We start from the raw sequence: 24,961 nt of genomic DNA, 5'->3' as shown, positions 1-24,961 counted from the left end.
GAGGCACCCATGCCCGCCGTCACCGCCGACACCACCACCCTGCCCCGGCTGACGCCGGCACCCTTGGAGGCCACCGAACGCACCGTCCGTTCGGTCACGCGAGGCCCGCGCGGCCACGAGGGCGAGGGCTTCCCCGTGGTCCGTGCCTTCGCCGGGGTGTCGTCGGCCGCCCTCGACCCGTTCATCCACATGGACCAGATGGGTGAGGTCGACTACGAGCCCGGCGAACCGCGCGGCACCGACTGGCACCCGCACCGCGGGTTCGAGACCGTCACCTACATCATCGACGGCAGGTTCCAGCACCAGGATTCCGCCGGTGGCGGCGGCATGATCGAGAACGGCGCCACCCAGTGGATGACCGCGGGGGCGGGAATCCTGCACATCGAGACCCCGCCGGCCGAGCTGGTCGAGTCGGGCGGACTGTTCCACGGCATCCAGCTGTGGGTGAACCTGCCCGCCGCCGACAAGTTCCTGGCACCGCGATATCAGAATCTGGAGGGTGGCCAGGTCGCCCTCGTCGCCTCCCCCGACGGCGGGGCGCTGATCCGGATCATCGCCGGTGAGCTCGACGGCCACGCCGGCCCCGGCGCCACCCACACCCCGATCACCGTGGCCCACGCGACGATCGCTCCGGGCGCATCGGTGTCGGTGCCGTGGCGCGAGGACTTCAACGCCCTGGTCTACGTCCTGTCCGGGCGCGGCACCGTGGGCACCGAGGCCCGTCCGATCGAATCCGGACAGCTCGCGGTACTCGGCGCCGGGGAACGCCTGACCGTGGCCGCGCAGACCGGGGCCGACAGCAATCACCCCGCGATGGAGGTGCTGCTGTTGGGTGGCCGACCGATCCGTGAACCGGTCGTCCAGTACGGTCCGTTCGTGATGAACACCCGCCAGCAGCTCGTGGAGGCCGTCGAGGACTTCCAGGCCGGACGGCTCGGCACCGTCCCGGCCGACGCGATCATGCCGCACACCCGCAACCGGTGATCGACGCCGACCCGGTGGGCTCGGCGTGGCGGCTGTTCATCGAGACCAGCACTCGCGTCCACACCCGACTCGACGAGGATCTGCGCAAGCACTGCGGCATGTCGTTGTCCGACTACCACGTTCTGCTGATCCTGCACGAATGCCCCGACGGCCGGGCCCGGATGCGGGAGTTGTCGCGGCGCATGGTGTTCTCCACCTCGCGTCTCTCCTATCAGATCGACGTCATGGTCAAGAAGGGCTGGCTGCGACGGGAGAGCGTCGCCGAGGACCGCCGCGGCAGCTACGCGGCGCTCACCGGTGACGGCCGCGCGACCTTCGCCGCTGCGGCCCGCGACCACGGCGCCGTGGTCGACCGCTTGTTCTCCACCGCCGTGGACGCCGACGACGCCGCGGCGCTGTCCCGGGTGATGCGCACGCTCACAACACATCTCGACCGTCTTGACAGGGACGGTCCCGACCCCCTCGGGGAGAGATCATGACCACCTCGACAGGCCCCACGACACCCGGCATCCGGGTGATCCGCTCGGACGACCGGCACCGATGGGACGACTCCTGGCTCACCTCGCGGCAGTCGTTTCCGGCCACCGGCAGTTTCGACCTGCGCGCCAACGCGCATGGACTGCTGATGGTGAACAACGACGACGTCGTCGATCCGGCCGAGGGGTTCGACACCCATGAGCACGTGGACGTCGAGATCGTCACGTGGGTGGTCGACGGTGCGCTGGCGCATCGTGACTCGCGCGGCAACACCGGGGTCCTGACCCCGGGGGTGGTCCAGCGGATGACGGCGGGCACCGGCATCACGCACTCCGAACGCAATGCGTCCTCACGCGCCGATGCCCATCGCCTCCGGGTGGTCCAGATGTGGTTGGCCACCGAATACGCCGGGCGCGAGCCGGGTTACGCCGAACGCGATGTGACCGGCCCCCTCGCCGCCGGCGAGCTGGTCCCGGTGATCTCCGGGCTGGCCCGTCATCGCGACACCGACGCCCTGGACATCGCGAACCCCCATGTCGCGCTGCATGCTGCCCGCCCGGCGGCCGGGACGACGCTGACGTTGCCCGCAGCCCGATTCGGACACCTCTACGTGGTGCGCGGCACCGTCGACCTCGCGGGCAGCGGCGCACTGACCGAAGGGGATGCCGCACGCACCACCGATCAGGGGCAGTTGCGACTGACCGCGATCACCGACGCGGAGATCCTGTTCTGGGAGATGGCACGCGGATTCGCCTGACCTCGCGGTTTCCGACCCTCGCGCCACCAGGCCCTCAGGGCACCAACGAGGGTTCATCGGCGGTGGACAGGGTGAGCACCGCCTCGACGATCGCGTCATGGCCTTCGAGCTGCGCCTCGATCTGCCGCAGGAGCACTGCCACATCGGATTCGCGGAGATCGCCGCGCACATCGACCGCGGCCACCAGGTAGAACTGCGTGGGCCCGACGTACTCGACATGCAGGTAGGTCACGCGGTCGATGTCCGGATGGTCGAGCAGTCGACGCAACAGCGCCGACCGGGTGGACGGCATCGCCCGCCGGCCGAGCAGGAACTCACTGTTGCGCTGGATCAGGAAGATCGCGATCACCCCGAGCAACACACCGACGAGAATCGAACCGATCGCGTCGTACACCGGCTCTCCGGTGATCTGATGTGACGCCATACCGGCCGCCGCGATCACCAGACCGACGAGTGCCGCGGCGTCCTCGAAGAACACCGCACGCAGCGTCGAGTCCGAGGTGCGGCTGATGAATCGCAGGGGGTGCATCGACAAACGCCGGCCGCCGGCGTTCGCCTGGCGCACCGACTGCAGGAACGAGATCCCCTCCAGCACAGCCGACACCGCGAGCACGATGTAGCCGACGAGATAGTCGGCCTCCGCTTCCGGCGCGGTCAGCGAGGTGATGCCGTGCATCACCGACACCGCCGCCCCCACCGCGAACAGGCCGAAGGCCGCGAACATCGACCAGATGTAGGTCTCGCGGCCATGACCGAAGGGATGCGCCCGGTCGCGCCCGATCGCACCCCGGCGTTCGGCGATCAGCAGGAACACCTCGTTGCCGGCGTCGGCCCACGAGTGCACTGCCTCGGCCACCATCGATGCCGAACCGGTGATCACCGCCGCCACCGATTTGGCCACCGCCACAAGGATGTTCATCGCGAAGGCCAGAACGACCGTCAACGACGACGCAGACCCGCCGTTCGGCTGCTTCTTCTGTTCGTCCGGACGCACCCGGCGATCGTCTCACAGTTGCGGACACGTCGCGGCGCCCGCACAGGACGCCGAGAGCGGCAACGCGACACCTCCGGCGAGGAGGTGCCGCGCGCCGTCAGGGTCCAGACGCGGGTGTGAGAGGGTCACCCGAGGCTGAACGGCTTTCCGTAGAACGTCATGACCTGCTCGGCATTCGAGGTCACCACGGTCACGTTGGCGAACGACCGCGCCTGGGCGTATCCGGCACAGCCGTTGATCTGGATGGTCTCGTTCACGTAGCCGAGCCGAGCCGAGTCGACGCCCTTGTAGGTCACCTTGGAGGAGTGCTTGTCGGCACCGAAGTCGTCGGCGGACTCGACGTCGTTGATGTAGTAGTTGACCGCCTGACCGGGGCCGATCGAGATCGAGCCGCCACCGTTGACCGTGGCCGCGGTGGGCGTCCCGCTGCTGTTGACGGTACCGCTGCCGCCACCGGTACCCGACCCGCCCGAGATGTTGACCTGGCAGCCGACGATGTAGCCCGCCTGAACCTTGATCTTCTTGGCCTTGGTGCTGGTGTGCACCGCATACTTGCCCGACACCCAGGCATTGCGGTGAAGTGGGGTACCGCCGAGCGACGGGCTGATCGTGGCCGATTCCCCGGAGCGGGTCACCGAGACGACGGTACCGTCACCCATCCGCTGCTGGTCGGTCTGCGACGGCAGGTTGACGTGGACATCGGCCGCCGCGACGCCGGCCACCGACAGGATCGCTGCGGCCGCGGCGGCGATCGGACCGCCGATGAGTGCGGCCCGCTGGAATGTGGATTTCATGGTCTCCCTCGAAAAATGGTTTCGCACCGGATGTTTCCGGTCGGCAATGGTGGATCCGGGTCAGCCGATGGAGAACGGCTTGCCGTAGAGGTTGACCTTCTGGTGGTCGCCACCGGTGGTCTCGACGGTCACGAACGATCGGGCCTGGGCGTAGCCGGCACAGTTCTGCACCTGCAGTTGCACACGGTCGTAGTCGAAGTAGTAGGTGCCCGACTTCTCGATGTCCTTGTAGTCGATCTGCGCGAAGGTCACCTGACCCGGGGTGACCGGGATGCTGACGGTGCCGGTGCCGGTCGGCGCCGAGGTGATCGCGTTGACGCTGCCGGTGAAGCCTGCCGAGGCACTGCCGATGTTCACCTGGCAGCCGACGATGTAGCCGACGGACAGGGTGGCCGCGGCGCCGTCGGTGGAGGTGCCGTTGGTACCGGGCGCGGCCGACTCGCCGGACGGTCCGTTGTTGGGACCAGCCGGAGATGCCTTGAGCCCCTGCGCCTTCAGCACGATATGTGCGCTGACCCAAGCGGTACGGCCGAGTCCGTTGGCGGCGAGGGACGGCGAGATCTGCGCGGACTCGGCGGTGCGCGTCAGGGTCAGTCCGTCGCCATGTGCGGAACCGGCGGGAAGCTTGACGACGGCGTCGGCATGCGCCGGAGCGGCGACCGCGAGTGCGACGCCGATCGCCGCGGCGCCCGCGAGACCCGCCCGTACGGCGGTCGGGCGGAGCCGGGACGTGTTGGTGCTCATGTGTTCCCCTCAGGAGAGTTCGACGTCGCTGGGATCGGCGACCACGCGAGCGTAGGGGGCCGACGGCGACAAACGGGTGTACCGAACGTGACCGGCAGACGTCGATCAACACCCCACAGACCAAACCGCGACGTCGCCGAAATATCTTGTGCGCCAGTAATATCCGCAATGTCCGATCTGCATGTGGGCAAGGTCCGGGCAAGTGTGCCGATCGGCCCGAGTCCGGCGATCGGCACGCACGGCGCGATGCGGTCATCCGATCGCACCACGCCGGCACCCGATGACAAACGTCATGGCCGATCGATGACATCCGCTCTGGGTACCCGCGGCCCCACCGACAGGATGAGAACCATGGACATCGCACCTGCCATCCGAGCCCAGAGCCTGCTCAAGACGTTCCGAGGCACCGACGGGACCGTGGTCAGAGCCGTCGACCACCTGGATCTGACGATCGCGCCCGGCGAGGTCGTCGCCGTCCTCGGCCCCAACGGGGCGGGCAAGACGACCACCCTCGACATGATGCTCGGTCTGAGCCGACCCGATTCCGGGGAGATGACCGTCTTCGGCATGTCTCCCCGCCAGGCCGCCCGCGCCGGCGCGGAGAGCGCGTTGCGCGCGGCCGGCATCGAGGCATCCCTGCCCGACCCGCATCGCGACACCGACCACGGCACGCTGTTCGCCTGGGTCCTCCGCGAGGCCGTCACCAACGTGGTGCGCCACTCCGGCGCCACCCGCTGCGAGGTCATCCTCGGCGAGGACTCGATCACGGTGCACGACAACGGCACCGGCATGGACCCGGCCTTCCTCGGCAACGGTCTGCGCGGACTGGCCGAGCGGGTGGAGGCCGGCGGCGGAACGCTGCACATCGACTCGGACCCCCACGGCACCACGCTCGTCGCACGGATCGGGCGCACCGCACAGACCAGATCGGACGACACACGATGACCGCCACCATCCGACTGCTGCTCGCCGACGACCAGGCCCTCGTCCGTGGGGCACTGGCCGCGCTCCTCGACCTCGAACCCGATCTCGAGGTGGTGGCCCAGGTGGGGCGCGGTGACGAAGTGGTCGCTGCCGCACGCGAATCCGATACCCAGGTATGCCTTCTCGACATCGAGATTCCGGGCGCGGACGGGATCGAGGCCGCCGCGGCACTCCACCGCGAACTACCCGGTGTGCGGTCGCTGATCGTCACCACTTTCGGCCGCCCCGGCTACCTGCGGCGTGCAATCGACGCCGGCGCATCGGGTTTCGTGGTCAAGGACACCCCGGCCGACGAACTGGCCGACGCCGTACGACGGGTGCACGCCGGGCTGCGGGTGATCGATCCGACGCTGGCCACCGAGAGCCTCACCAGCGGCGACAATCCGCTCACCCCAAGGGAATCGGAGGTGTTGCGGGCGGCGCTGTCGGGCGCGACGGTCGCGGCGATCGCCGCGCAGGTCCATCTGTCGGCGGGCACGGTCCGCAATCATCTGTCGTCGGCGATCGGTAAGACCAACGCGTCCACCCGCGCCGAGGCGGCGTGGGTCGCACGCGAACGCGGGTGGATCTGACCGCTGCACCGGCCGGCAGCGCGGACCCTAGCGGTGCAGTCCGCGCAGATAGGCCGCCTGCCCGATGTGTTGCGCGTCGTCGTCGACGACACTGACCAGCCGCACCCCGAGCGTGACCGGCGGATCCCACCGGGTGTCGACGACCCGGTCGAGATCGTCGTCGGACAGCCCACCGAGGTAGTCGAGGGTGGCCGCATGCGTCTCGTCGTAGTAGCCGAGCAGCAACTCCGGTGGGCCCACCACCCGGATGACCTCGTCGGGATGGTGGCCGTAGCCGGTGGCGTCGGCGGCGAACGGCAGGGCGAATCGGTCGTACCAGCCACCGGTGCGCCACACCTGGTCGGTGCCGGCGACGTCGGCGACCTGCGCATCCTGCACCCGCGCCACGTGCCACACCAGCCACGCGATGCTGTTGGCGCCCGGCGCCGGCTGCCAGACCAGGCGTTCCTCGTCGATGCCGTCGAGGACGGCGTGGACATTCTCCTGCACCCGACTCAGTCCGTCGGCGAGCACATCGATGCTTCGCATGCCTACTTCCCTACGCCTTTATCTCGCCGCGCGCAGAAGTCTGGCCGATCCCATACCGACCGCCCAGGATGGGCCTGGTGTCCCACTCGCACTCCGCACCCGCCCGCCGTCGGATCCGCTTCAACGCCTTCGACATGAACTGTGTCGCCCACCAGTCGCCTGGCCTGTGGCGCCATCCCGAAGACCGTTCGTGGGACTACAACACCCTCGACTACTGGGTGGATCTGGCGAAGCTGCTGGAGACCGGAGGATTCGACGGGCTGTTCATCGCCGACGTCCTCGGCACCTACGACGTGTACGGCGGGACCGACGAGGCCGCAATCCGGCAGGGTGCACAGATCCCGGTCAACGATCCGTTGCTGCTGGTGTCGGCGATGGCCCATGCCACCGAACATCTCGGCTTCGGCATCACCACCGGCACGGGGTTCGAGCATCCCTATCCGTTCGCCCGACGCCTGTCGACGCTCGATCACCTCACCAAGGGGCGGATCGGCTGGAACGTCGTCACCGGGTACCTGCCGTCGGCGGCGCGCAACATGGGCAGCGACGACCAGCTCGAACACGACAGCCGCTACGACCACGCCGACGAGTACCTCACCGTGCTGTACAAGCTGTGGGAGGGCTCCTGGGAGCGGGATGCGGTGCACCGGGACCGGGCCGCCGGTGTCTTCGCCGATCCGGAGAAGGTGCATCACATCGGGCACCACGGACAGCATTTCAGCGTTCCCGGCATCCATCTGTCGGAGCCGTCACCGCAGGGTTCACCGGTGATCTACCAGGCCGGGGCCTCACCGCGCGGGCGACGGTTCGCCGCCGCAAACGCGGAGGCGATCTTCGTCGGCGCTCCGACGAAAGCCATTCTGCGCGACACGGTGTCGAAGATCCGCGACGAACTCGTCGCGGCCGGGCGCGACCCCTACGACGCCCGCATCTACACCCTGCTCACGATCATCACCGACGAGACCTCCGACGCCGCCCGGGCCAAGGCCGCCGAGTACCAGCGATACGCCAGCGAGGAGGGGTCGCTGGTGTTCATGTCCGGATGGATGGGTCTGGACCTGTCCACCTACGACATCGACGAGCCGATCGGCAACGTGGAGAGCAACGCGATCCAGTCCGCGGTGGCCGCCTTCCAGCAGGCCGCCGAGTCCGGCGAGGAATGGCGTGTCCGCGACATCGCGGCCTGGGGCGGGATCGGCGGTATGGGGCCGGTGCTGATCGGGTCGGGCGACGAGGTCGCCGACGCGCTGCAGGGCTGGGTCGACGAGACCGACGTCGACGGGTTCAACCTCGCCTACGCGGTGACGCCCGGATCCTTCGCCGATGTCATCACCCATGTGGTGCCGGCCCTGGAACGACGCGGACTCTACGACCGCACCTATGTCCCGGGGACTCTGCGCCACAAGCTGTTCGGCCACGGTGATCTGCTGCCGGACAGCCATCGGGGCGCGAGCTTCCGTCCCGGTGGCAGCGGATCGACCATCGACGACTCGGTGCGGGATCGGTCTCGCACCGCGGTGCTGACCTCCTGACCGCAGCTCCGCATAGGGTGGCGGGGTGAGCAACACCGGCACCGGACACGGCCCCGAACATCCCCACGGCCATTCGCATTCGCTGTCGCAGATCAGCGTGGATCTGCCCCCGCTGGCCCGGCGGATCGTCATCGCGACCCTGACGATCGCCGGGCTGGCGGTGATCGTCGGCGCAGTGCTGCTGTGGCCGTCGGGAGGCGACCATCCGATCCCCGCGCAGTTCCGCGGTGCCGACGGCGGTGCGATCCACGCGGTCGACGGCGAGATCGTCGCACAGACCCGCGCGGAATGCCTGAACCAGCTGGTCGGCGCCGTGCAGGACACCGCCGACATCCCGATCTCCGGCGCCGGATCGGGACCGTGCATCGAGAACACGGTGCGCATCACCTCCGGCGAGCACGAGGGCAAGTACACGTTGCTCGAGATCCCGACCAACCGGGCGCAGTCGGGCACGGGCCCGGACTCGTCGGCGCAGACCCTCGGCGCACCCGACGATCCGCAACCGGGCCAGCCCACGCTGCACGTCGGTGACAGCATCCGGATGAGCACCAGTCCGGGACCCGACGGTGCGCCGCGCTATGCGTTCTTCGACTTCGGTCGGTCCACGTCGACCCTCGTGTGGGCGATCCTGTTCGCCGCCGCGGTCATCCTCGTCGCGGCCTGGCGCGGTCTGCGCTCGCTCATCGGCCTCGTCTTCGCGTTCGTCGTCCTCGCCGTGTTCACCCTGCCTGCCATCCTCGACGGCAAGTCCCCGGTGGCCGTCGCCGTGGTGAGTTCGGCGGCCATCCTGTTCGTCGTGTTGTATCTGGCGCATGGGGTCAGCATGCGCACCAGCTCGGCGCTACTCGGCACGCTCACCTCGCTGCTCGCGGCGGGACTGCTGAGCTGGCTGGCGATCGAGACGATGAATCTGACCGGCCTTTCCGGCGATCAGACGACGAGCCTGCAGGTCTATCAGGGCACCATCTCCGTCGGTGGTCTGCTGCTCGCCGGGTTCATCATCGGCACCCTGGGTGTGCTCAACGACGTGACCATCACCCAGGCGTCGGCGGCGTTCGAGCTCGCCGCCGCCGGGGAGCCGACCCGGCTGGCCACGTTCCGGGCGGCGATGCGCGTCGGCCGAGACCACATCGCCAGCACCGTCTACACCCTCGTCTTCGCCTACGCGGGCAGCGCCCTTCCGCTGCTGCTGTTGTTCTCGGTGGCCCAGCAGCCACTCGGAGCGCTGCTCACCAGCGACACCGTCGCCGTGGAGTTGGCGCGGTCGTTCGTCGGCGGCATCGCGATCTGTCTGTCGGTGCCGCTCACCACCGCCATCGCGGCCTCGCTCGCGCGCCCATCGGGTGCGCGCGCGGAGACCCGACATGAGCAACCGCAGCCGCAGGCACGACCGCAGCCGCGCACCGGCCGTCATTCGATGCCGGACTCCCCCTCACCATGAGCAGCGGCCGACCGGCACTCTGGTGATGTTGCGGCCCAACCACTCTCCCATCGCGGTCAGCATGGCGGCGCCGTCGGCGAAGCTGTTGCTCGCGGGAACGGCGGCCAGTGACACGGCGAACTGGCCCCGCGGCGTGCTGATCACGCCGATCTGGCGGACGAAGAACGCCGACGACAGGCCGGTCCCGGGTCCCCAGCCGCCCTTGACGGCCGTACCCGTCACCGTCCGGCTGGAGCGGGCGAGATCGGCGACACCCCACCGCTGGTTGGGGCCCACCGCCCCCATCAGGTCGAGCACCCGGGCCGAACCCGGCATACACGGCAGGTGTGCGCCGAACCTCGCCTGATCGGCCAGCGACCACATGCTGTATCCGGGGAACGACGACGGTGTGTCGAGTTCCGAACTGACCCGGGTCTTCACGTCGTGGCCCTCACGTAGGACCGCGGTGACCGCATCCACCGACTGTCGGGTGCTGCCCAGCGACGCCCAGAGGTCCTCGGCGGCATCGTTGTCGGAGAAGGTGATCGCCTCGACCTCACGCGAGACGACGGCGGAACCGAGACGCCGTTCGGCGGCCAGCGACACCGGCACCTTCAACGTCGACCAGGCACGTCCGGTCGACACCTTGCCGAGGGTGATCGCGGAGTCCGAACCCACCGGGACGATCGCGATGCCGACCGACCCCGGATGGGTCGTGGACAGCGACTTCTGGAACGGCTCGAACGACTTCGCCAGCACCTTCTGCGGGGGCTCCGGGGGCGTGAGCCACGTACGCAGTGGTTCGGGGAGGGGTGGCAGGGTGGGCCCCGCCGACGCCAGTGCCGTCGGTGTGACAACCATGACCACGAGAGCGAGCACCATCCCCACCATCAGCCGCTTCACATTGGTCACACACGCCTCCTGGATCACGTCCGTACCAGGAGAACCTTAGGTGGGCCTCTGCGGTGACCGCGAACCGACAGTCGTTCGGCCATACAACCGAGACCTGGCCGTGCACGAGTCGTGATCGTGTGCCCGGAATGCCGCTATCCGCAGGTACCGCGAGGCAATCCGGTGATGTTCTGGTTGAGCCAGTTGGCCATTGCGTTGAGCGCGGCGATCCCACCGGACATCGATCCGCCGACCGCGCTCATCGCCACCGCGCTCCGAGCACCGTCGCGGTAGGTGATCAGACCGATCTGCCGGACCAGGTAGTCGCCGGCCGCCCCGGGACCCCATCCGCCCTTGACCGCAGTCGACCTGGGCAGCCGCATGATCTCGACCCCCCACTGCTGATTTCCGGCGACCTGACCCATCAGCGACACCACGTGCCCGGTTCCCGGCATGCAGGGCAGGTGACCGGTGAACGTCGCCGCATCCGGCAACGACCACACGGTCTGCCCGAAGACGGTGAAGCCTGCCCGCAACTGCTGCGACGGCACCCTCACGTCCGGATTGCCGCCCTCACGCAGCACCGCGGTCACTTTGGCCGAGGCCTCCTGGGAGGTCCCGAGCGAGGCCCACAACTCTTCGGCGGAAGCATTGTCGGAGTCGATGATCGCAGCGGTCTCGGCCGCCGACCGACCGTTCTCGCGTTCGGCGGCCACCGCGAGGGGCACCTTGATCGTCGACCAGGCGACACCCGGGTCACGATCACCGAACATCAGGGTGGCCGTCGCCTTCTCCCCGACCGGCGCCACCGCGATCCCGACTCGTAGGCCTGTCGCGGACGCCACCTTCTGGAAGCTCGCCGCCAATGCCGGACTCGGTGTCGTCGCCGACGACACCACGGCACCGGATCCCGGCGGAGCGGACGGCGATCCCGACGGCGAGGAACTCGACAGCGAGGCGTACACGGTCACCGTGGACGTGGGACCAGACGCGGAATCCCCACTCGCACAACCGGACAACCCCATCGTGGCCGCCACGATCGTCGTCACACCGGCAGCCCAGAACCTACGCACGTGTGCCACTCCCCTTCTCACGGCAGAACGTAGACGACGGCGTCGTTGCCCCCGCGACACGTCACCGCCGACCCCTCAGGCGTACAGGCCATCTGATAGGGCAACCCGGTGACCGGACTGTACGCCTGGACCGTACGCGCCTCACCATAGGTGCCGGATCCCCGGTAGGCGTCCCGAACCGCCTGCGCGAAAGGACAACTCGTCACCGTGGTCCCGATTGCCGAGGTCGCGTCACAGGGCACCGCGCCGGCCGGGAACGCCGGCGTCACGGTCTCGGTGGTCCGTTCGGTGATCGGGGGTGCCTGGGTCACCGTCGTCGTCGGCGACGCCGTGGTACCGCCGGAGTCCTTGCTGAACAACCAGTACGCACCGACGGCCAGCAGTCCGAGCACCGCGACCGCGATCACACCGATCAGGACGTAGGCCACCGAACGGTCACGCTCGGGCGGCGGCTGATATCCCGGGGCCGGGTAGGCCGCGGCACCGTAGGCGGGTGTCCCCGGATACTGCTGCGGGCCCGAATGGTACTGGGGACCAGAAGGATACTGGGGCCCAGAAGGATATTGCGGTCCCGAATCGCCGACCGGCCGCAGTTGGGTGGCGCGGGCGGCCTCATCACCGGGCGGCGAGCCGATCACCGTCGGGGGTGCCGGCGACTCGGCGCCCTCGGACTTGATCAGGTCGATCCGCACCGGTCCGCCCGGGGTCACCGTGGGCGGTGCCGCGGGCCCGGCGTCCGGCTCGGCCTCGCCGTGCAACGCCGCACGGGCCGCAGCGGCGAGCTCCGTGGCCGTGGCATAGCGGCGGTCGGGGTCGGGATCGAGTCCCCGGGCGATCACCGAATCCATCGCCGACGGCACCGCGGTGTTGACCGCGCTCGGCGCCGGCGGAGCGGACATCACCGCGGCCTTGATCGCGGAACTGATCGTGTCGGCCGGATGCGGCACGCGCCCGGTGAGGCATTCGAACAGCACACACGCCAGCGCGTAGATGTCGCTGGACGTGCTCACCGGGATCGCGTCGAACAGTTCCGGCGCCATGTAGGCGATCGATCCGATCGCCGAGCCGGCCTGGGTGAGATGGGTGTCGTCGGCGCCGTGCGCGATACCGAAGTCCACCAGGTAGGCGAAGTCGTTCTGCCCGATCAGGATGTTCTCGGGCTTGATGTCGCGATGCACCAACCCGTCGGCGTGCGCGGCGTCGAGTGCGGCCGCCACCTGCGCGATGATGGCCACAGCGCGACCGGCTTCCAGCGACCGCTCACGACGCAGCAGCGCGCGGAGATCCTCGCCGTCGACGAGCCGCATGTCGATGAACAGCACGCCGTCGATCTCGCCCCAGTCGTGGATCGGGATGACATGGGGTTCGCCGAGGCGCGCCGCCGCATGCGACTCGCGTCTGAACCGTTCCTGATATGTCGCATCGCCGGCCAGGCCCGGGTGGAGGAGCTTGACCGCGACCACCCGGTCCTTGACCGTGTCATAGGCGCGATAGACCTCGCCCATTCCACCGCGACCCAACAACTCGTCCAGGCGGTATGGCCCGAATCGTGTGTTCACCCGGCTTCCCGACATGCTGGGAGCATAACCGGCGCACCGGACCTCCCCGGCCGCGATGTCCGGGTGCGGTCGTCCGGGGAACCGACGCGGCCTGCGTCGTTCATCGGTTCGGATGACACCGCGACCGACGTCACGTCACCGCACCGGGTGTCAGATGACGCCGTGGATCGGCGGGTTCTCACCGCGCAGCACGTGGCGGCCGATGTGCTGCACCTTCCACCGCACCGGATCGTGCAGGGTGTGCGTACGGGCGTTGCGCCAGAACCGGTCGAGACCCGTGCCCGCGGCGGCACTGCGCGTACCGCCGACCTCGAACACCGCCGCGGTGATCGAGTTGGCCACCCGATCGGCCACGACCTTCGCCGCGGCCACCGCCAGCGATGCCTCCGCCACGGCCGCCTGCACGGTGTCGGCGGGGGCGCCACCGTATCCGGTCGCCCGGTCGACGGCCCGCCCGGCGGCATCGAGGGTGGCCTCGGCGGTGACCAGTTCCACCCCGAGTTCACCGAACCGCTGCACCAGCAGCTCGTCGTCGACGGCGCGGCTCACCCCGGCCTCGAACCAGGCCCGCGACCTGGTGCGGACGAACTCGACCGCGGCGTCGAGGGCACCCCGTGCGATACCCACGTCGATCGCCACATGCAGCAACTGCGCGAACGCGCCGTAGCCGGTCGGCTGCGACACCGCCGCCGCACGCTCGACGAGATCGCCGATCAGCACCGAGGCGCCGGTCAGCTTCACCGTTCCCGAGCCGGTTGTCCGCTGCCCCAACGCATCCCAGTCGTCGATCACCTCCACGCCGGGGGTGTCGGCGGCAATGAACGCGATGTACTCGCCCGCGGCGAGCTCGTCGTCACCGGCGTGGCGGGCCAGGATCGCGAGGGTGTCGGCGTACAACGACCCGGTGGCATAGAACTTCTCGCCGTCGATCCGGAACCGCCCCGGTCCCACCGTGGTCAGGGTGGTGGAGATGTCGGCGATGGTGGCACCACCCCGCTCGGATTGCGCGTTGGCAACCCGCCCACCGGCGAGGACGGCCTCGAACTGCTTGCGCGCCAGCTCTTCCGGAGCGGCAAGTCGCAGCAGGTTGAGGTACACGAAGTGACTGTGCGGGATCTGGGCGATGTTCGGGTCGGCTGCGGCGAGGATCGCGATGACGTCCGCGATCACGCTGGGGGCCAGATCGGCACCGCCGAACGACCCCGGCACCGAGATCGCCAGCAGGCCACTGGCCGACAGCGCATCGATCTCGGCGAACGGCAGTCGCCGGTCGAGGTCACGGGCGGCAGCCTCGGCCGCGAACCGCTCGGCCAGCCCCTGCGCGACCAGACGCGCCTGGGCAGCCGACTCGATCTGTGCCGCAGTCGGTCTCGAACTGTTCTCGGGTGTGGAGGTCACGCTCATCAGACTAGACCGCGGCGACCTGCTCGGCGGCCTCGAGTTCACGGACCAGCGGCAGCACCTTCTCACCGAAGTACTCGATCTCCTCCTGGAAGTGCAGGAAGCCACCGAGGACGAGGTCGACGCCGAGTCGTTTGTAGGCGACGATCCGCTCGGCCACCTGTTCGGGGGTGCCGATCAGCTGGGTGCGGAATCCGTCGTTGTACTGCACCAGGTCCTCGAAGCTGGAGTCCGCCCACATCCCCTTCTTGTCACCGGTGGCACTGCCCGCCTGCTGCACCGCGCCACGGAATCCCTCCACCGCAGGACGATTGGCCTTCTCGATGATCTCGCGGAGGGTGTCGCGGGCCTCGGCCTCGGTGTCGCGGGCGATGATGAACCCGTTGAGCCCGAACTTGACCTCGCGCTCGTGGGCCCGGGCCACCGACCGCAGATCGTCGAGCTGCTCGGTGACGCCGTCGAAGTCCTTGCCGTTGGAGAAGTACCAGTCGGCGAAGCGGCCACCGTTGCTGCGGGCCGCTGTCGAGTTGCCGCCCTGGAACAGTTCCGGATTGGGGCGGTCGGGGGTGTTCAAGGGCTTGGGCTTGAGGGTGAAGTCGTGGATGCGGTAGAAGTCGCCGCGGTAGTCGACGTTGTCCTCGGTCCAGATCTTGCGGATCACCTCGAGGAACTCGCCACTGCGCCGGTACCGTTCGTCGTGTTCGAGCCACTGCTCTCCGAGGTGGATGAACTCGTCCTTGAACCAGCCGCTCACCACGTTGATGCTGAACCGTCCGCCGGACAGGATGTCGGCGGTGGCGCCGAACTTGGCGAGCACGGCCGGATGCCACAGCCCCGGGTGCACCGCCGCGATCAGCTTCAGCTTCTGTGTGGCCAGAAGCAGCGCGAGGCTGAAACTCGTTGATTCATGCTGGAATTCGGCGCCGTAGCTGGCCTCGTACCGAACCTGGGAAAGCGCGTACTCGAATCCGTTGTTCTCGGCGGTCTGCGCGAGCTTGACGTTGTACTCGTAGTCCCAGCTGGTGCGCTGCTCGATGTCACTGGTGACCAGGCCACCCGACACGTTGGGCACCCAGTAGGCGAACTTGATCTGATCGGCGATCTTCTCGGTGGACACGGGACTCCTGACATCGGTGAACTGCTCGGTCCGTCACGTCGGTGCCCACGTGGGCGATCGACGACGCGACAACGCGGGTCAGTGTCACCCGGGAAGCGCGTGCGGCCCACCCTTGAAATCGGAGTGAGGCAAACCCCGCACGACGAGCGGAGGGTCAGTCGCCGGACGGGCGCCACCGACCCATGCCGAGGAAGAGCATCACCAGCTGCCGCTGCGTGCGCTCGACGATCTCCTGCTCGGCTTGTCGGCCGCGGTACTCACCGTCGAGCAGGTCGGCCACGGCGGTCAGCATGATCGTCACGATCAGGTCGGCGGCGAGTTCGAGATCCTCGGCACGCCAGTCCGCGAGTGCCGGCAGCCGCGACAGATCGATGGCGAGCTCACGGGAGAACAGCCGCAGTTCGGTGTCGATGGCCCGCCGGATCTCGGCGACACCGCCGTGCTGCTCGCGGACCAGGAACCGGAAGGCGGCGCGATGCTCGTCGACGTGGGTCAGCAGGATGTCCAGCGATGCCTTGGCGGTGGGAAGGGCCTGGCGGGCCGCGAGGTCGCGCCGGCCGTCGCGCAGCGTGCGGCGCAGGATGCGCATCGAGTCCTCGACCAGGGTGACGCCGAGGTCTTCCATCGAGGCGAAATGCCGGTAGAACGCAGTGGGCACGATGCCCGCACCGCGGGCGACCTCGCGTAGGGAGATGCTCGCGAAACTGCGGTCACCCACCAGCTCCAGGGTGGTGTCGAGCAGCGCCTGCCGGGTGCGGTTCTTCTTGTCGGCCCGCGATTCCGGCTCCGCCGCCCCCGCGGTACGCGAGGCGGGGCGGCGGGTCCGGGTCACCGTTCGAGTCTATCGCGGGCCGATGTGCCGCCGATCAGGGCACGAACACCACACGGCCGACGGTGCTGCCCTCGCCGAGGCGGGCCACGCCGTCGGCGACGTCGGTCAGCGCGAGCCGCTCGGAGATCAGCGGCCGCAGGCGGCCCTCCTCGGCGAGTTCGGTGAGCGCGGTGTGGCACTCGTCGATGACCGCCGGGTTCTTGAGCTGGTAGAGACCCCAGTGCAATCCGACGATCGAGTAGTTCTTGATCAGCGCGTGGTTGAGCGCCGGCTGCGGGATGGTGCCGCCGGCGAAGCCGATCACCACGATGCGCCCCTCGAAGGCGATGCACTTGGTCGATCCGGCGTAGGCGTCGCCACCCACCGGGTCGAAGACGATGTCGGCGCCGTGGCCACCGGTGAACTCCTTGACCGCGGCGACGAAGTCGTCGGTGTACCGGTCGACGACGAGATCGGCACCGAGTTCGGTGGCGTACCGCACCTTGTCGGGCCCACCGACGACGCCGATCACCGTCGCTCCGGCCGCCTTGCCGAGCTGCACCGCCGCACTGCCGACACCGCCTGCTGCGGCGTGCACCAACAGCACGTCGCCTGCGGTGATCTGCGTGCGCCGATGCAGCGCGAACCACGCCGTCTGGTAACCGATCGTCAGGGCCGCGGCCTCGGCGTCGTCGAGTGCCGGCGGAGCGGCGAAGACCGCCTGCTGCTCCATCAGCGCGTACTCGGCGAAGGCGCCGCCCGGCAGGGTCGGGGTACCGACGACGCGGTCACCGACCGCGGCCCGGGTGACCGCGGAGCCGACCGCCTCGACCTCGCCGCACAGTTCGACTCCGGGGGTGAACGGTAGCGGCGGCTTGACCTGGTACTCCCCGCGACACAGCAGGACGTCGGGGAAGTTGGCCGGTGCGGCAAGCACTTTCACGAGGACCTGATTGTCGCCGGGGGTGGGGTCGGCGACCTCCTCGTAGCGCAGGGCCTCCCGGGGCTGTCCGAGTTCGTGGACGCGCCATGCCTTCATCTGATGCTCCTTCGATGCGATGGGTGGGTGATGCCGTCGGTTCGCGGAGCGCGTCAGTTCCCGGGGCGGTAGCCGCGGGCGTCCCCGAGATGCATGCCGCCGTCGATCACCATGACCTCTCCGGTCATCCAGGACGACTGGTCGGAGGCGAGGAAGGTGATCGCCGAGGCGATGTCGGAAGGCTCACCGATCCGGCCGAGTGCGGTCGTCCCGGCGACGAGTTCCTCGTGCTCACGCCAGAGCGCCTCGGCGAGCTTGGTCCGCACCACGCCCGGGGCGACGGCGTTGACCCGCACCTGTGGCGACAGTTCCAGCGCGAGCTGTCCGGTCAGGTAGATCAGGGCGGCCTTGGACGCGTTGTAGAGGCCGATGTTGGCCTCGTGTGCGAGTCCGCCGATCGAGGCGGTGTTGATCACCGATCCCCCGCCGTTCGCCCCGAGGCCGGCCTCGACGGCGAGCGAGGTCCACATCAGCGGCGCCCACAGGTTGACGTCCATCACCTTGGCGAACCGGGCGTGGTCCTGGGTGATCAGCGGACCGAAGGCCGGGTTGGTCCCGGCGTTGTTGACCAGGATGTCGATGCCGCCGAACCGCTCCACGGTCTGCTCGACGCAGGCGCGGGCCTGGTCCTCCTCGGCGGCATGCGCGGCGATCCCCAGGGCCCGCTCGCCGATCTGGGCGGCCGCGGCATCGGCGGCCTCCTGCTTGCGGGAGGTCACCACCACGGTGGCACCGGCGTCGGCCAGGGCCTGCGCGGCGGCGAGGCCGATTCCGCGGGAGGCACCGGTGACGATGGCGGTCTTACCGGCCAGGTCGGGAGCTGCCATGGGTTTCCACCTTTCGTCGGACGGTGTGTCCGGTACGTGATTCAGGTCTCCGGGTATTTCTAGTTGAATCCGGCGTCATGTTCAAGATCGTCGCCGTGCCAACCGCCGGATCCAGGATCGTGACGTCGCCGGGTCGATCACGTCGTCGAGTTCGAACGTGGTGGCCGCACGCAGTGCACGACCCTGCTCATAGGCCTTGGCCACGAGGTCGGTGAACAGTGCCTCGCGGGCCGCCGGATCGGTCTGGGCCTCCAGCTCCTTGCGGAAACCCAGCCGCACCGATCCCTCGAGACCCATCGGACCGATCTCGCCGGTCGGCCAGGCGACGGTGAACTCGGGGGCGTGGAACGAGCCACCGGCCATCGCCATCGCACCCAGGCCGTATCCCTTACGCAGGATGATCGTTCCGAACGGCACCGTGAGCCGAGCCCCGGCGACGAAGAACCGCCCGAACCGACGCACCGTCGCCTCGGTCTCCGAATCCGGGCCGACCATGAACCCGGGGGTATCGCAGAGACTGACCACCGGAAGACCATGCGCCTGGCACAGTGTCAGGAACTCGGTGGCCTTGTCGGCCGCCTCGGCATCGATCGCACCACCGAGATGGGCACTCGAATTGGCGATCACGCCGTAGGCGACGCCCTCGACCCGGATGAGTGCGGTGACGATCCCTGCCCCGTATCGGGGCTGCAGTTCGAGGACCGAGTCGACATCGGCGATGCTCTCGACGGCAGCCCGGACGTCGTAGGCACGCAGCCGGTTCTCCGGGACGACGTGCCGGGCCATCCGCTCGTCGGGCGCCTCCCAGTCGTCGACGTCGCCCTGGAAGTACGCGAGGAAACGCCGTGCGGTGTCCACCGCGTCTGCCTCGTCGCGGGCGGTCACGTGGACCACCCCGTTGCGTTCCTGGACGTCGATCGGCCCGATCTGTTCGGGCCGGAACACCCCGAGTCCGCCGCCCTCGACCATCGCCGGGCCGCCCATCCCGATGCTGGCGTCCGGCGTCGCGATCAGGACGTCGCAGGCGCCCGCGAGGGCCGCGTTGCCGGCGAAGCACCGACCCGAGACCACCGCGACGGTCGGAACCACGCCCCGCAGCGCCGCCATCGCGCGGAAGGTGCCCAGTTCGAGCCCCGACGCGCCCAGCGCATCGGTGTCGCCGGGACGACCACCGCCGCCCTCGGCGAACAGGATGAACGGAACCCGTTTGCGCCGAGCCACTTCCATGATCCGGTCGGTCTTGACGTGGTTGCGCATGCCCTGGGTACCGGCGAGCACGGTGTAGTCATAGGACACCACCGCGACCTCCGCCGCGGCGGCACCGAAACGGTCGGCACCGACGGTGGCCAGGCCCATGACGAGCCCGTCGGCGGGGGTGTTGGCGATCAGGTCCGCTTCGCTGCGCCGGGTGCGTTGCGCGGCGAGCGCGAGCCCGCCGTACTCGGTGAGACTGCCCGGGTCGATCAGGTCCTCGATGTTCTCCCGGGCGGTGCGCCGGCCGATCCGATGCCGCTTGGCCACCGCGTCCGGCCGGGCGGCGTCGAGGGTGACGTCATGCCGGGCGAACACCTCGGCGAGATCCGCACGGATGTGGTCGGGATCGATGACGGAGTCCTCCGAGCCGCGGTCGGCGGTCTCCGCGGACGCGATCACCGCCAGCGGCGTCCCCGCGGCGACGGCCTGACCGCCCTCGACGAGTACCCGCATCACCCGACACGAGAACGGTGCGGGCACCACGTGTTCCATCTTCATGGCCTCGAGCACGGCGAGTCCTCGGTCGGCGCCGAGTTCGGTTCCGGCGTCGGCGACCTGGACCACCACACCGGCCATCGGCGCCGTCACGAGCTGCTCACCGTCGGCCACCGCGACGCTCCCGGGTCCGGCACCGGCGATGTCCGCGGACCGGTCCGCGACGGACGGTCGACCGGGTTCCACTGCCGCAACCGACAACTCGCCGATCCGGGTGGTGAGGTAGTCGGTGGTGACCGCTCCCCCCACGAAGTCGCCGTCGGTGAGGATCGCGCGCAGCAGCCCGATGTTGGTCGACACACCCTCGACGACGAACTCGCCGAGCGCCGCAGCGGTCTTCGCCGCGGCCACGGCGAGGTCCCCGCCACGGGTGTGTCCGATCACCTTGGCGAGGAGCGAATCGTAACGGGGACTGATCGTCAGACCGGGACGACCGTGGGTGTCCACCCTGATACCCGGCCCGGTCGGTGCCGAGAACACCGACAGCACACCGGAATCCGGGACGGTCTGACCGTCAGCGGTGACGGATTCGGTGTTGACCCGCGCCTCGATGGCGACGCCGTCGGCGCGGACGGGGATACCGTCGGTGATCCCGGCGTGGGCGCTGACCCCCCGCGGGAGGCCGAGTTCGGCACACCGCGCGCCGCAGGCCACCGCCAGCCCGACGGCCACCAGGTCCACGCCGGTCACCTCCTCGGTGATGGTGTGCTCCACCTGGATCCGTGGATTGACCTCGAGGAAGAAGAACCCGCCGTCGGCCACCAGGAACTCCACCGTGGCCAGGCCACGGTAGGGCTGGTCGGCGATCAGGGTGACGGCTGCCCGATGCAGCGCGGTCCGCGTGGCGTCGTCGAGATGCGGTGCGGGAGCGATCTCGATCATCTTCTGGTGTCGCCGTTGCACACTGCAGTCACGATCACCGAGGGCCACGGAACGGGTACTGCCCTCGTCGTCGGCGGCGACCACCTGCACCTCGATGTGGCGGGCCCCGGCACACAGCTGCTCGGCGAACAACGCCGGATTGCCGAAGCCCAGTTCGGCTTCCGACGTACACGCCCGGAATGCCTCGGCGAGGTCGTCACCGGCGCGGACCACGCGCATCCCGCGTCCGCCACCGCCGGCGACGGCCTTGAGCATGATGCCCGACGGATGCGCATCCAGGAACCGTCCGGCCGCCGTCGCGTCGATCCCACCCGCGGTCGCGGCCAGTACCGGCACCCCGGACGACTCGGCGGCCTTGCGTGCCGCGGCCTTGTCGCCGAAGGTCTCGAGGACCCCGGCCGTCGGCCCGACGAAGCGTAATCCGGCGTCGGCGCATGCCCGGGCGAACTGTGGGTCCTCACTGAGGAATCCGTATCCGGGATGGACGAGCGTGGCCCCCGCATCGAGGGCGGCGGCGACGATCGCGCCTCGATCGAGATAGGCACCGGCCCCGGCCGACCCGAGTGCCACCGCGGTGGTGGCCGCGGACACATGCGGCGCGTCGGCGTCGTCGGTGGCGTGGACGGCGACCGTACGGTGGCCGAGTTCGGTTGCGGTGCGGATGATCCGGAGCGCGATCTCGCCACGGTTGGCCACCAGAACGGTCTGCTGGGTCGTCACTGTCACACCTCCGCCGTTGCCGCCGGGGCGTCGACCTTGCCGAACAGGTCACCCTTGCGGACCTTGCCGGTCGCCGTCATCGGCAGCGTGTCCAGGATCTCGATCTCGGGGACCTTGTAGCCGGCCATGTTGTCCCGTGCCCATGCGACGATCTCGTCGGCGGTGGCGGCCGAGTCGGCGGTCAGTTCGACGAAGGCGAAGGCCACCTGGCCGCGGCCGGGATCGGGCTTCGGCACCACCGCGGCCCGCTCCACCGCCGGGTGCAGCATCAGCAGCGCCTCGACCTCGGACGGGAACACGCTCATGCCGTTGGTCTTGATCATCTCCTTGTTGCGCGCGAGGTAGTGCACCGCCCCCTCCTCGCTGAACTTCCCCACGTCACCGGTGTACAGCCATCCGCCACGGAGGGTCTCGGCGGTCGCCTCGGGATTGCGGTGATATCCGGTCATCACCGACGGGCTGCGCAGGATGATCTCGCCCTCCTCACCCAGCGGGACCGGCGCACCGTCGGCGTCGACGACGAGGATGTCGGTGCCGGGGACGGGCAGTCCGCAGAAGACGGGTTCCTTGTCGAGGTCGCGGTCGTCGTCGGCGAAGCCGAGGGTGATGGTGTCGGCGGTGTGCGTCTCGGTCATGCCGTAGGCGCCCTCGCGCAGCGTCGCGCCGGTCGCCTCTCGCCATCGTGCGCGAATCCCCTTGTCCAGCTTGAGGACGAAGGACACGGCCAACGGCGAGGTGAGCGAACCGAGATCATGGTCGGCGAAGTCGTCGCGGTCCATCAGTTCGACGTAGTTGTCGACGGTGCCGATCATGGCGCCGACCCGATGCCGGGGCACCGCATCGAGCACCACGTCGGCGTCCCAGCGGGTCAGCAGCACTGCGGTGCCCCCGTTGATCAGCGGGATCAGGATCCCGAAGTCCTCGCCGGCGATCCAGAACACCGGCAGGAACACCAGGACCGTGAGCGGGTCCTGGCCCACCTGGTGGCCCATCGCGACGGTGGCGGTGGCGGCGGTGTAGACCATGTGGCGCTGGGTGTGCTCGCACCCCTTGGGCATTCCCGTGGTGCCACCGGTGTAGTTCAGCGCGGCGAGTGCGTCGGGATCGGTCACCACGGCAGCCGCGCGCGGCGCGGACAGGATGGTGTGCCAGTCACTGGCCGTCGGATCGGCGATCGGGAACGGCGCGCCGGCCGCATCCGGGGCGAGCATGTCGGACATGTCGGTGGTGGCCACCACCCGCAGCGGCGTGCGCTCGCGCACCGCCGAGATGAGCGGTGCGAGCGCGGGCATCGTGAGGATCACGGTGACGTCGCCATCGGTGAGTTCGTGGATCAGCTCGTGTTCGCGCAGCATCGGATTCACCGGGACGTGGACGGCACCGACCTTCAGGATGCCGAGCATGGCGATGGAGAACTGCGGGCAGTTGCCGAGATGGACACCCACCCGGTCACCCGCGCCGACACCGTTGTCCTGCAACCACCCGGCGAAACGGTCGGAGTACTCGTCGAACTCCGCATAGCTGATCTCGCGCCCGTAGAAGGCGATCGCGGTGCGATCGGCCGCGAGTGCGGCCCAGTGCCGCAGGTGATCGACCAGGCCCATCGTCTCGATCGGGTACTGCACGTCCTTCGGCACCTGAGACGGCCAGTTCCGTTGCTGCACCTCACGGACCTCCACCAGTGCGTCCTCGAGTCGCTGCAGCGCCGCGTCGGTTGTCATCTGCTCCCATCCCTTTCGGTTCCCACAGATCCGCAACGCCCATCTCGCGTCACGGCCGGGCCGTATTCGTGAGCCACCTTACACACGAACTTGAACATGAGTTCAGCTCCATACCGAGCCCGGCGGCGACCCCGATCTCAACGTGGCCCCCCTCACACCCGACCTCCTGCGTGACACGCCTGGCGTCGTCCGCACCCTTGACAGCAGTCCACGACCCCGTGGCACACTGTCGGAGTACACCTGTACACCGAATCACGCCCAACGAACGGAGCCAGCCCATGAGCATCCGCCTGCCGGACGTCGTGACGTCCTTGGTCGAGGCGACCATGTCGCCGCATCCGGTCGACCGCTACCTCGAGCTGATCGACCCGCGGCTCACCTGGCGCGAACTGCGTGCCACCGTCACCCGCGTCGAACACCCCACCCCCCGCACCATCCGCCTCACCCTGACCCCCACCCGACGGTGGCGCGGTCACGAGGCCGGACAATTCGTGCAGCTCAGCATCGTGGTCGACGGAGTTCGTCAGACCCGCTGCTTCTCTCCCGCCAACGCGACCGCCGGCGCCGACGGCACCATCGAACTCACCGTCACCGCCAATCAGGGCGGCGGGGTGTCCGACCACCTGCGCAACCATGCCCGGGTCGGCGACGTCTACGGACTGTCCCAGGCCACCGGCGAGTTCGTCCTGCCCGACGACGGTGTCCGTACCCCCGTGTTCGTCAGCGGCGGTAGTGGGATCACACCTGCACTGGCAATGGTGAGAACACTTGTATCGAGTCGGTACGGCGAGCCGATCACATTCATCCACTACGCACGGACGCCCGCCGACGTGGCCTATCGGGCCGAACTGACCGACCTCGCCGCGAGGAACCCGGGAATCGACCTACGGATCCACTACACCCGCAGCACCGCCCGTGGGATCGGAGGGGCGTCCACCATCGGCGGGCACTTCACCCCCGAGCACCTCGACGGCATCACCGCCGCCGCCGACGCGGACGTGTTCATCTGCGGACCGCAGACACTGATGGACGCCATCGGCGCCCACATCGAATCCACCCGTCCGCAGGCCCGCATCCACACCGAGGCGTTCACCCTCGCCACCGCGGCACCGATCGATCCCGACCTGCCGGTGTCCGGCGAGATGGCGTTCACCCGGTCCGGGCGCACCGTCGCCAACGACGGCCGCACGATCCTCGACCAGGCCGAGTCGGCCGGGCTGCACCCGGAATCGGGCTGCCGCATGGGGATCTGCTTCTCCTGCACCGCCGTCAAGAAGTCCGGTATCACCCGCAACATCCTGACCGGCGAGACCCATTCCGAACCCGACTGCCGAATCCAGTTGTGCATCAACGCACCGGTCGGCGACATCGACATCGAGGTATGA

Annotated in this window: 22 protein-coding genes; 8 read left to right on the top strand and 14 right to left on the bottom strand. The window is 69.1% G+C overall.

Going from position 1 to position 24,961, the window contains the following annotated elements:
* Positions 1 to 9: 9 nt before the first annotated feature.
* From ACWDUA_RS09555 to ACWDUA_RS09545, 3 genes are read left to right on the top strand one after another with little or no spacing between them, the layout of a single operon-like run.
* On the top strand, positions 10 to 984 hold the full coding sequence (locus ACWDUA_RS09555; RefSeq protein ID WP_449750778.1) for a pirin family protein: 975 nt from the start codon (positions 10 to 12) through the stop codon (positions 982 to 984).
* On the top strand, positions 981 to 1,463 hold the full coding sequence (locus ACWDUA_RS09550; protein ID WP_449750777.1) for a MarR family winged helix-turn-helix transcriptional regulator: 483 nt from the start codon (positions 981 to 983) through the stop codon (positions 1,461 to 1,463). Before ACWDUA_RS09555 ends, ACWDUA_RS09550 begins: the two co-directional genes overlap by 4 nt.
* On the top strand, positions 1,460 to 2,218 hold the full coding sequence (locus ACWDUA_RS09545) for a pirin family protein (RefSeq protein ID WP_449750776.1): 759 nt from the start codon (positions 1,460 to 1,462) through the stop codon (positions 2,216 to 2,218). Before ACWDUA_RS09550 ends, ACWDUA_RS09545 begins: the two co-directional genes overlap by 4 nt.
* Before the next feature lie 34 nt (positions 2,219 to 2,252).
* On the opposite strand, the gene ACWDUA_RS09540 is transcribed toward ACWDUA_RS09545, so the two are convergent.
* From ACWDUA_RS09540 to ACWDUA_RS09530, 3 genes are all read right to left on the bottom strand, one after another.
* Positions 2,253 to 3,212, bottom strand: coding sequence for a cation diffusion facilitator family transporter (locus ACWDUA_RS09540; protein ID WP_449750775.1), 960 nt, complete (start codon positions 3,210 to 3,212; stop codon positions 2,253 to 2,255).
* 125 nt (positions 3,213 to 3,337) lie between these two features.
* Entirely contained in the window at positions 3,338 to 4,006 is a 669-nt protein-coding gene (locus tag ACWDUA_RS09535) for an MspA family porin (protein ID WP_449750774.1), read from the bottom strand.
* A 60-nt stretch (positions 4,007 to 4,066) separates the two neighbouring features.
* The gene (locus tag ACWDUA_RS09530; RefSeq protein ID WP_449750773.1) at positions 4,067 to 4,750 is read right to left on the bottom strand and encodes an MspA family porin; all 684 of its coding nucleotides are present in this window, start codon (positions 4,748 to 4,750) and stop codon (positions 4,067 to 4,069) included.
* Positions 4,751 to 5,101: 351 nt separating this feature from the next.
* Here ACWDUA_RS09530 and ACWDUA_RS09525 point away from each other — a divergent pair, with 351 nt between their 5' ends.
* Both ACWDUA_RS09525 and ACWDUA_RS09520 read left to right on the top strand, forming a co-directional pair.
* Positions 5,102 to 5,695, top strand: a complete 594-nt coding sequence (locus tag ACWDUA_RS09525; protein WP_449750772.1) for an ATP-binding cassette domain-containing protein — start codon at positions 5,102 to 5,104, stop codon at positions 5,693 to 5,695.
* Positions 5,692 to 6,306, top strand: coding sequence for a response regulator (locus ACWDUA_RS09520; protein ID WP_449750771.1), 615 nt, complete (start codon positions 5,692 to 5,694; stop codon positions 6,304 to 6,306). The genes ACWDUA_RS09525 and ACWDUA_RS09520 overlap by 4 nt, the downstream gene beginning before the upstream one ends.
* A gap of 27 nt (positions 6,307 to 6,333) precedes the next feature.
* Here the strand turns inward: ACWDUA_RS09520 and ACWDUA_RS09515 are convergent, their stop codons facing one another.
* Positions 6,334 to 6,834, bottom strand: a complete 501-nt coding sequence (locus ACWDUA_RS09515; RefSeq protein ID WP_449750770.1) for a mycothiol transferase — start codon at positions 6,832 to 6,834, stop codon at positions 6,334 to 6,336.
* Positions 6,835 to 6,902: 68 nt separating this feature from the next.
* Here ACWDUA_RS09515 and ACWDUA_RS09510 point away from each other — a divergent pair, with 68 nt between their 5' ends.
* Positions 6,903 to 8,366 (top strand): LLM class flavin-dependent oxidoreductase, encoded by a 1,464-nt coding sequence (locus ACWDUA_RS09510; RefSeq protein ID WP_449750769.1) that lies wholly within the window; start codon positions 6,903 to 6,905, stop codon positions 8,364 to 8,366.
* 25 nt (positions 8,367 to 8,391) lie between these two features.
* Entirely contained in the window at positions 8,392 to 9,807 is a 1,416-nt protein-coding gene (locus tag ACWDUA_RS09505; RefSeq protein ID WP_449750768.1) for a YibE/F family protein, read from the top strand.
* Here ACWDUA_RS09505 and ACWDUA_RS09500 read toward each other — a convergent pair.
* The 10 genes from ACWDUA_RS09500 to ACWDUA_RS09455 all read right to left on the bottom strand — a co-directional run bounded on the left by ACWDUA_RS09500 (position 9,799) and on the right by ACWDUA_RS09455 (position 23,576).
* A complete protein-coding gene (locus ACWDUA_RS09500) occupies positions 9,799 to 10,677 on the bottom strand; it encodes a hypothetical protein (RefSeq protein ID WP_449750916.1) in 879 nt (292 codons plus the stop codon). The two genes, ACWDUA_RS09505 and ACWDUA_RS09500, sit on opposite strands and share 9 nt — an antisense overlap.
* 155 nt (positions 10,678 to 10,832) lie before the next feature.
* Positions 10,833 to 11,702 carry a hypothetical protein gene (locus ACWDUA_RS09495; RefSeq protein WP_449750915.1) on the bottom strand — a complete coding sequence of 290 codons (870 nt, stop codon included), beginning with the start codon at positions 11,700 to 11,702 and terminating at the stop codon, positions 10,833 to 10,835.
* Between the two features lie 65 nt (positions 11,703 to 11,767).
* Positions 11,768 to 13,324 carry a protein kinase domain-containing protein gene (locus ACWDUA_RS09490; protein WP_449750767.1) on the bottom strand — a complete coding sequence of 519 codons (1,557 nt, stop codon included), beginning with the start codon at positions 13,322 to 13,324 and terminating at the stop codon, positions 11,768 to 11,770.
* Between the two features lie 135 nt (positions 13,325 to 13,459).
* The gene (locus ACWDUA_RS09485; protein ID WP_449750766.1) at positions 13,460 to 14,713 is read right to left on the bottom strand and encodes an SfnB family sulfur acquisition oxidoreductase; all 1,254 of its coding nucleotides are present in this window, start codon (positions 14,711 to 14,713) and stop codon (positions 13,460 to 13,462) included.
* Between the two features lie 4 nt (positions 14,714 to 14,717).
* A complete protein-coding gene (sfnG, locus tag ACWDUA_RS09480; protein WP_449750765.1) occupies positions 14,718 to 15,827 on the bottom strand; it encodes a dimethylsulfone monooxygenase SfnG in 1,110 nt (369 codons plus the stop codon).
* Positions 15,828 to 15,981: 154 nt separating this feature from the next.
* Complete coding sequence (locus ACWDUA_RS09475; RefSeq protein ID WP_449750764.1) at positions 15,982 to 16,659, bottom strand: TetR family transcriptional regulator; 678 nt, start codon at positions 16,657 to 16,659, stop codon at positions 15,982 to 15,984.
* Between the two features lie 34 nt (positions 16,660 to 16,693).
* Entirely contained in the window at positions 16,694 to 17,677 is a 984-nt protein-coding gene (locus ACWDUA_RS09470) for an NADPH:quinone oxidoreductase family protein (protein WP_449750763.1), read from the bottom strand.
* Between the two features lie 53 nt (positions 17,678 to 17,730).
* On the bottom strand, positions 17,731 to 18,504 hold the full coding sequence (locus ACWDUA_RS09465) for an SDR family oxidoreductase (RefSeq protein WP_449750762.1): 774 nt from the start codon (positions 18,502 to 18,504) through the stop codon (positions 17,731 to 17,733).
* A gap of 81 nt (positions 18,505 to 18,585) precedes the next feature.
* On the bottom strand, positions 18,586 to 21,855 hold the full coding sequence (locus tag ACWDUA_RS09460) for a carboxyl transferase domain-containing protein (RefSeq protein ID WP_449750761.1): 3,270 nt from the start codon (positions 21,853 to 21,855) through the stop codon (positions 18,586 to 18,588).
* A 2-nt stretch (positions 21,856 to 21,857) separates the two neighbouring features.
* Positions 21,858 to 23,576: an AMP-binding protein gene (locus ACWDUA_RS09455; RefSeq protein WP_449750760.1), complete on the bottom strand. Its 1,719-nt coding sequence runs from the start codon at positions 23,574 to 23,576 to the stop codon at positions 21,858 to 21,860.
* A 278-nt stretch (positions 23,577 to 23,854) separates the two neighbouring features.
* Here ACWDUA_RS09455 and ACWDUA_RS09450 point away from each other — a divergent pair, with 278 nt between their 5' ends.
* Entirely contained in the window at positions 23,855 to 24,961 is a 1,107-nt protein-coding gene (locus ACWDUA_RS09450; protein WP_449750759.1) for a ferredoxin reductase, read from the top strand.

This window comes from Gordonia sp. NPDC003376, from assembly GCF_053589235.1.
This window is presented reverse-complemented; position numbering and strand designations above follow the sequence as displayed.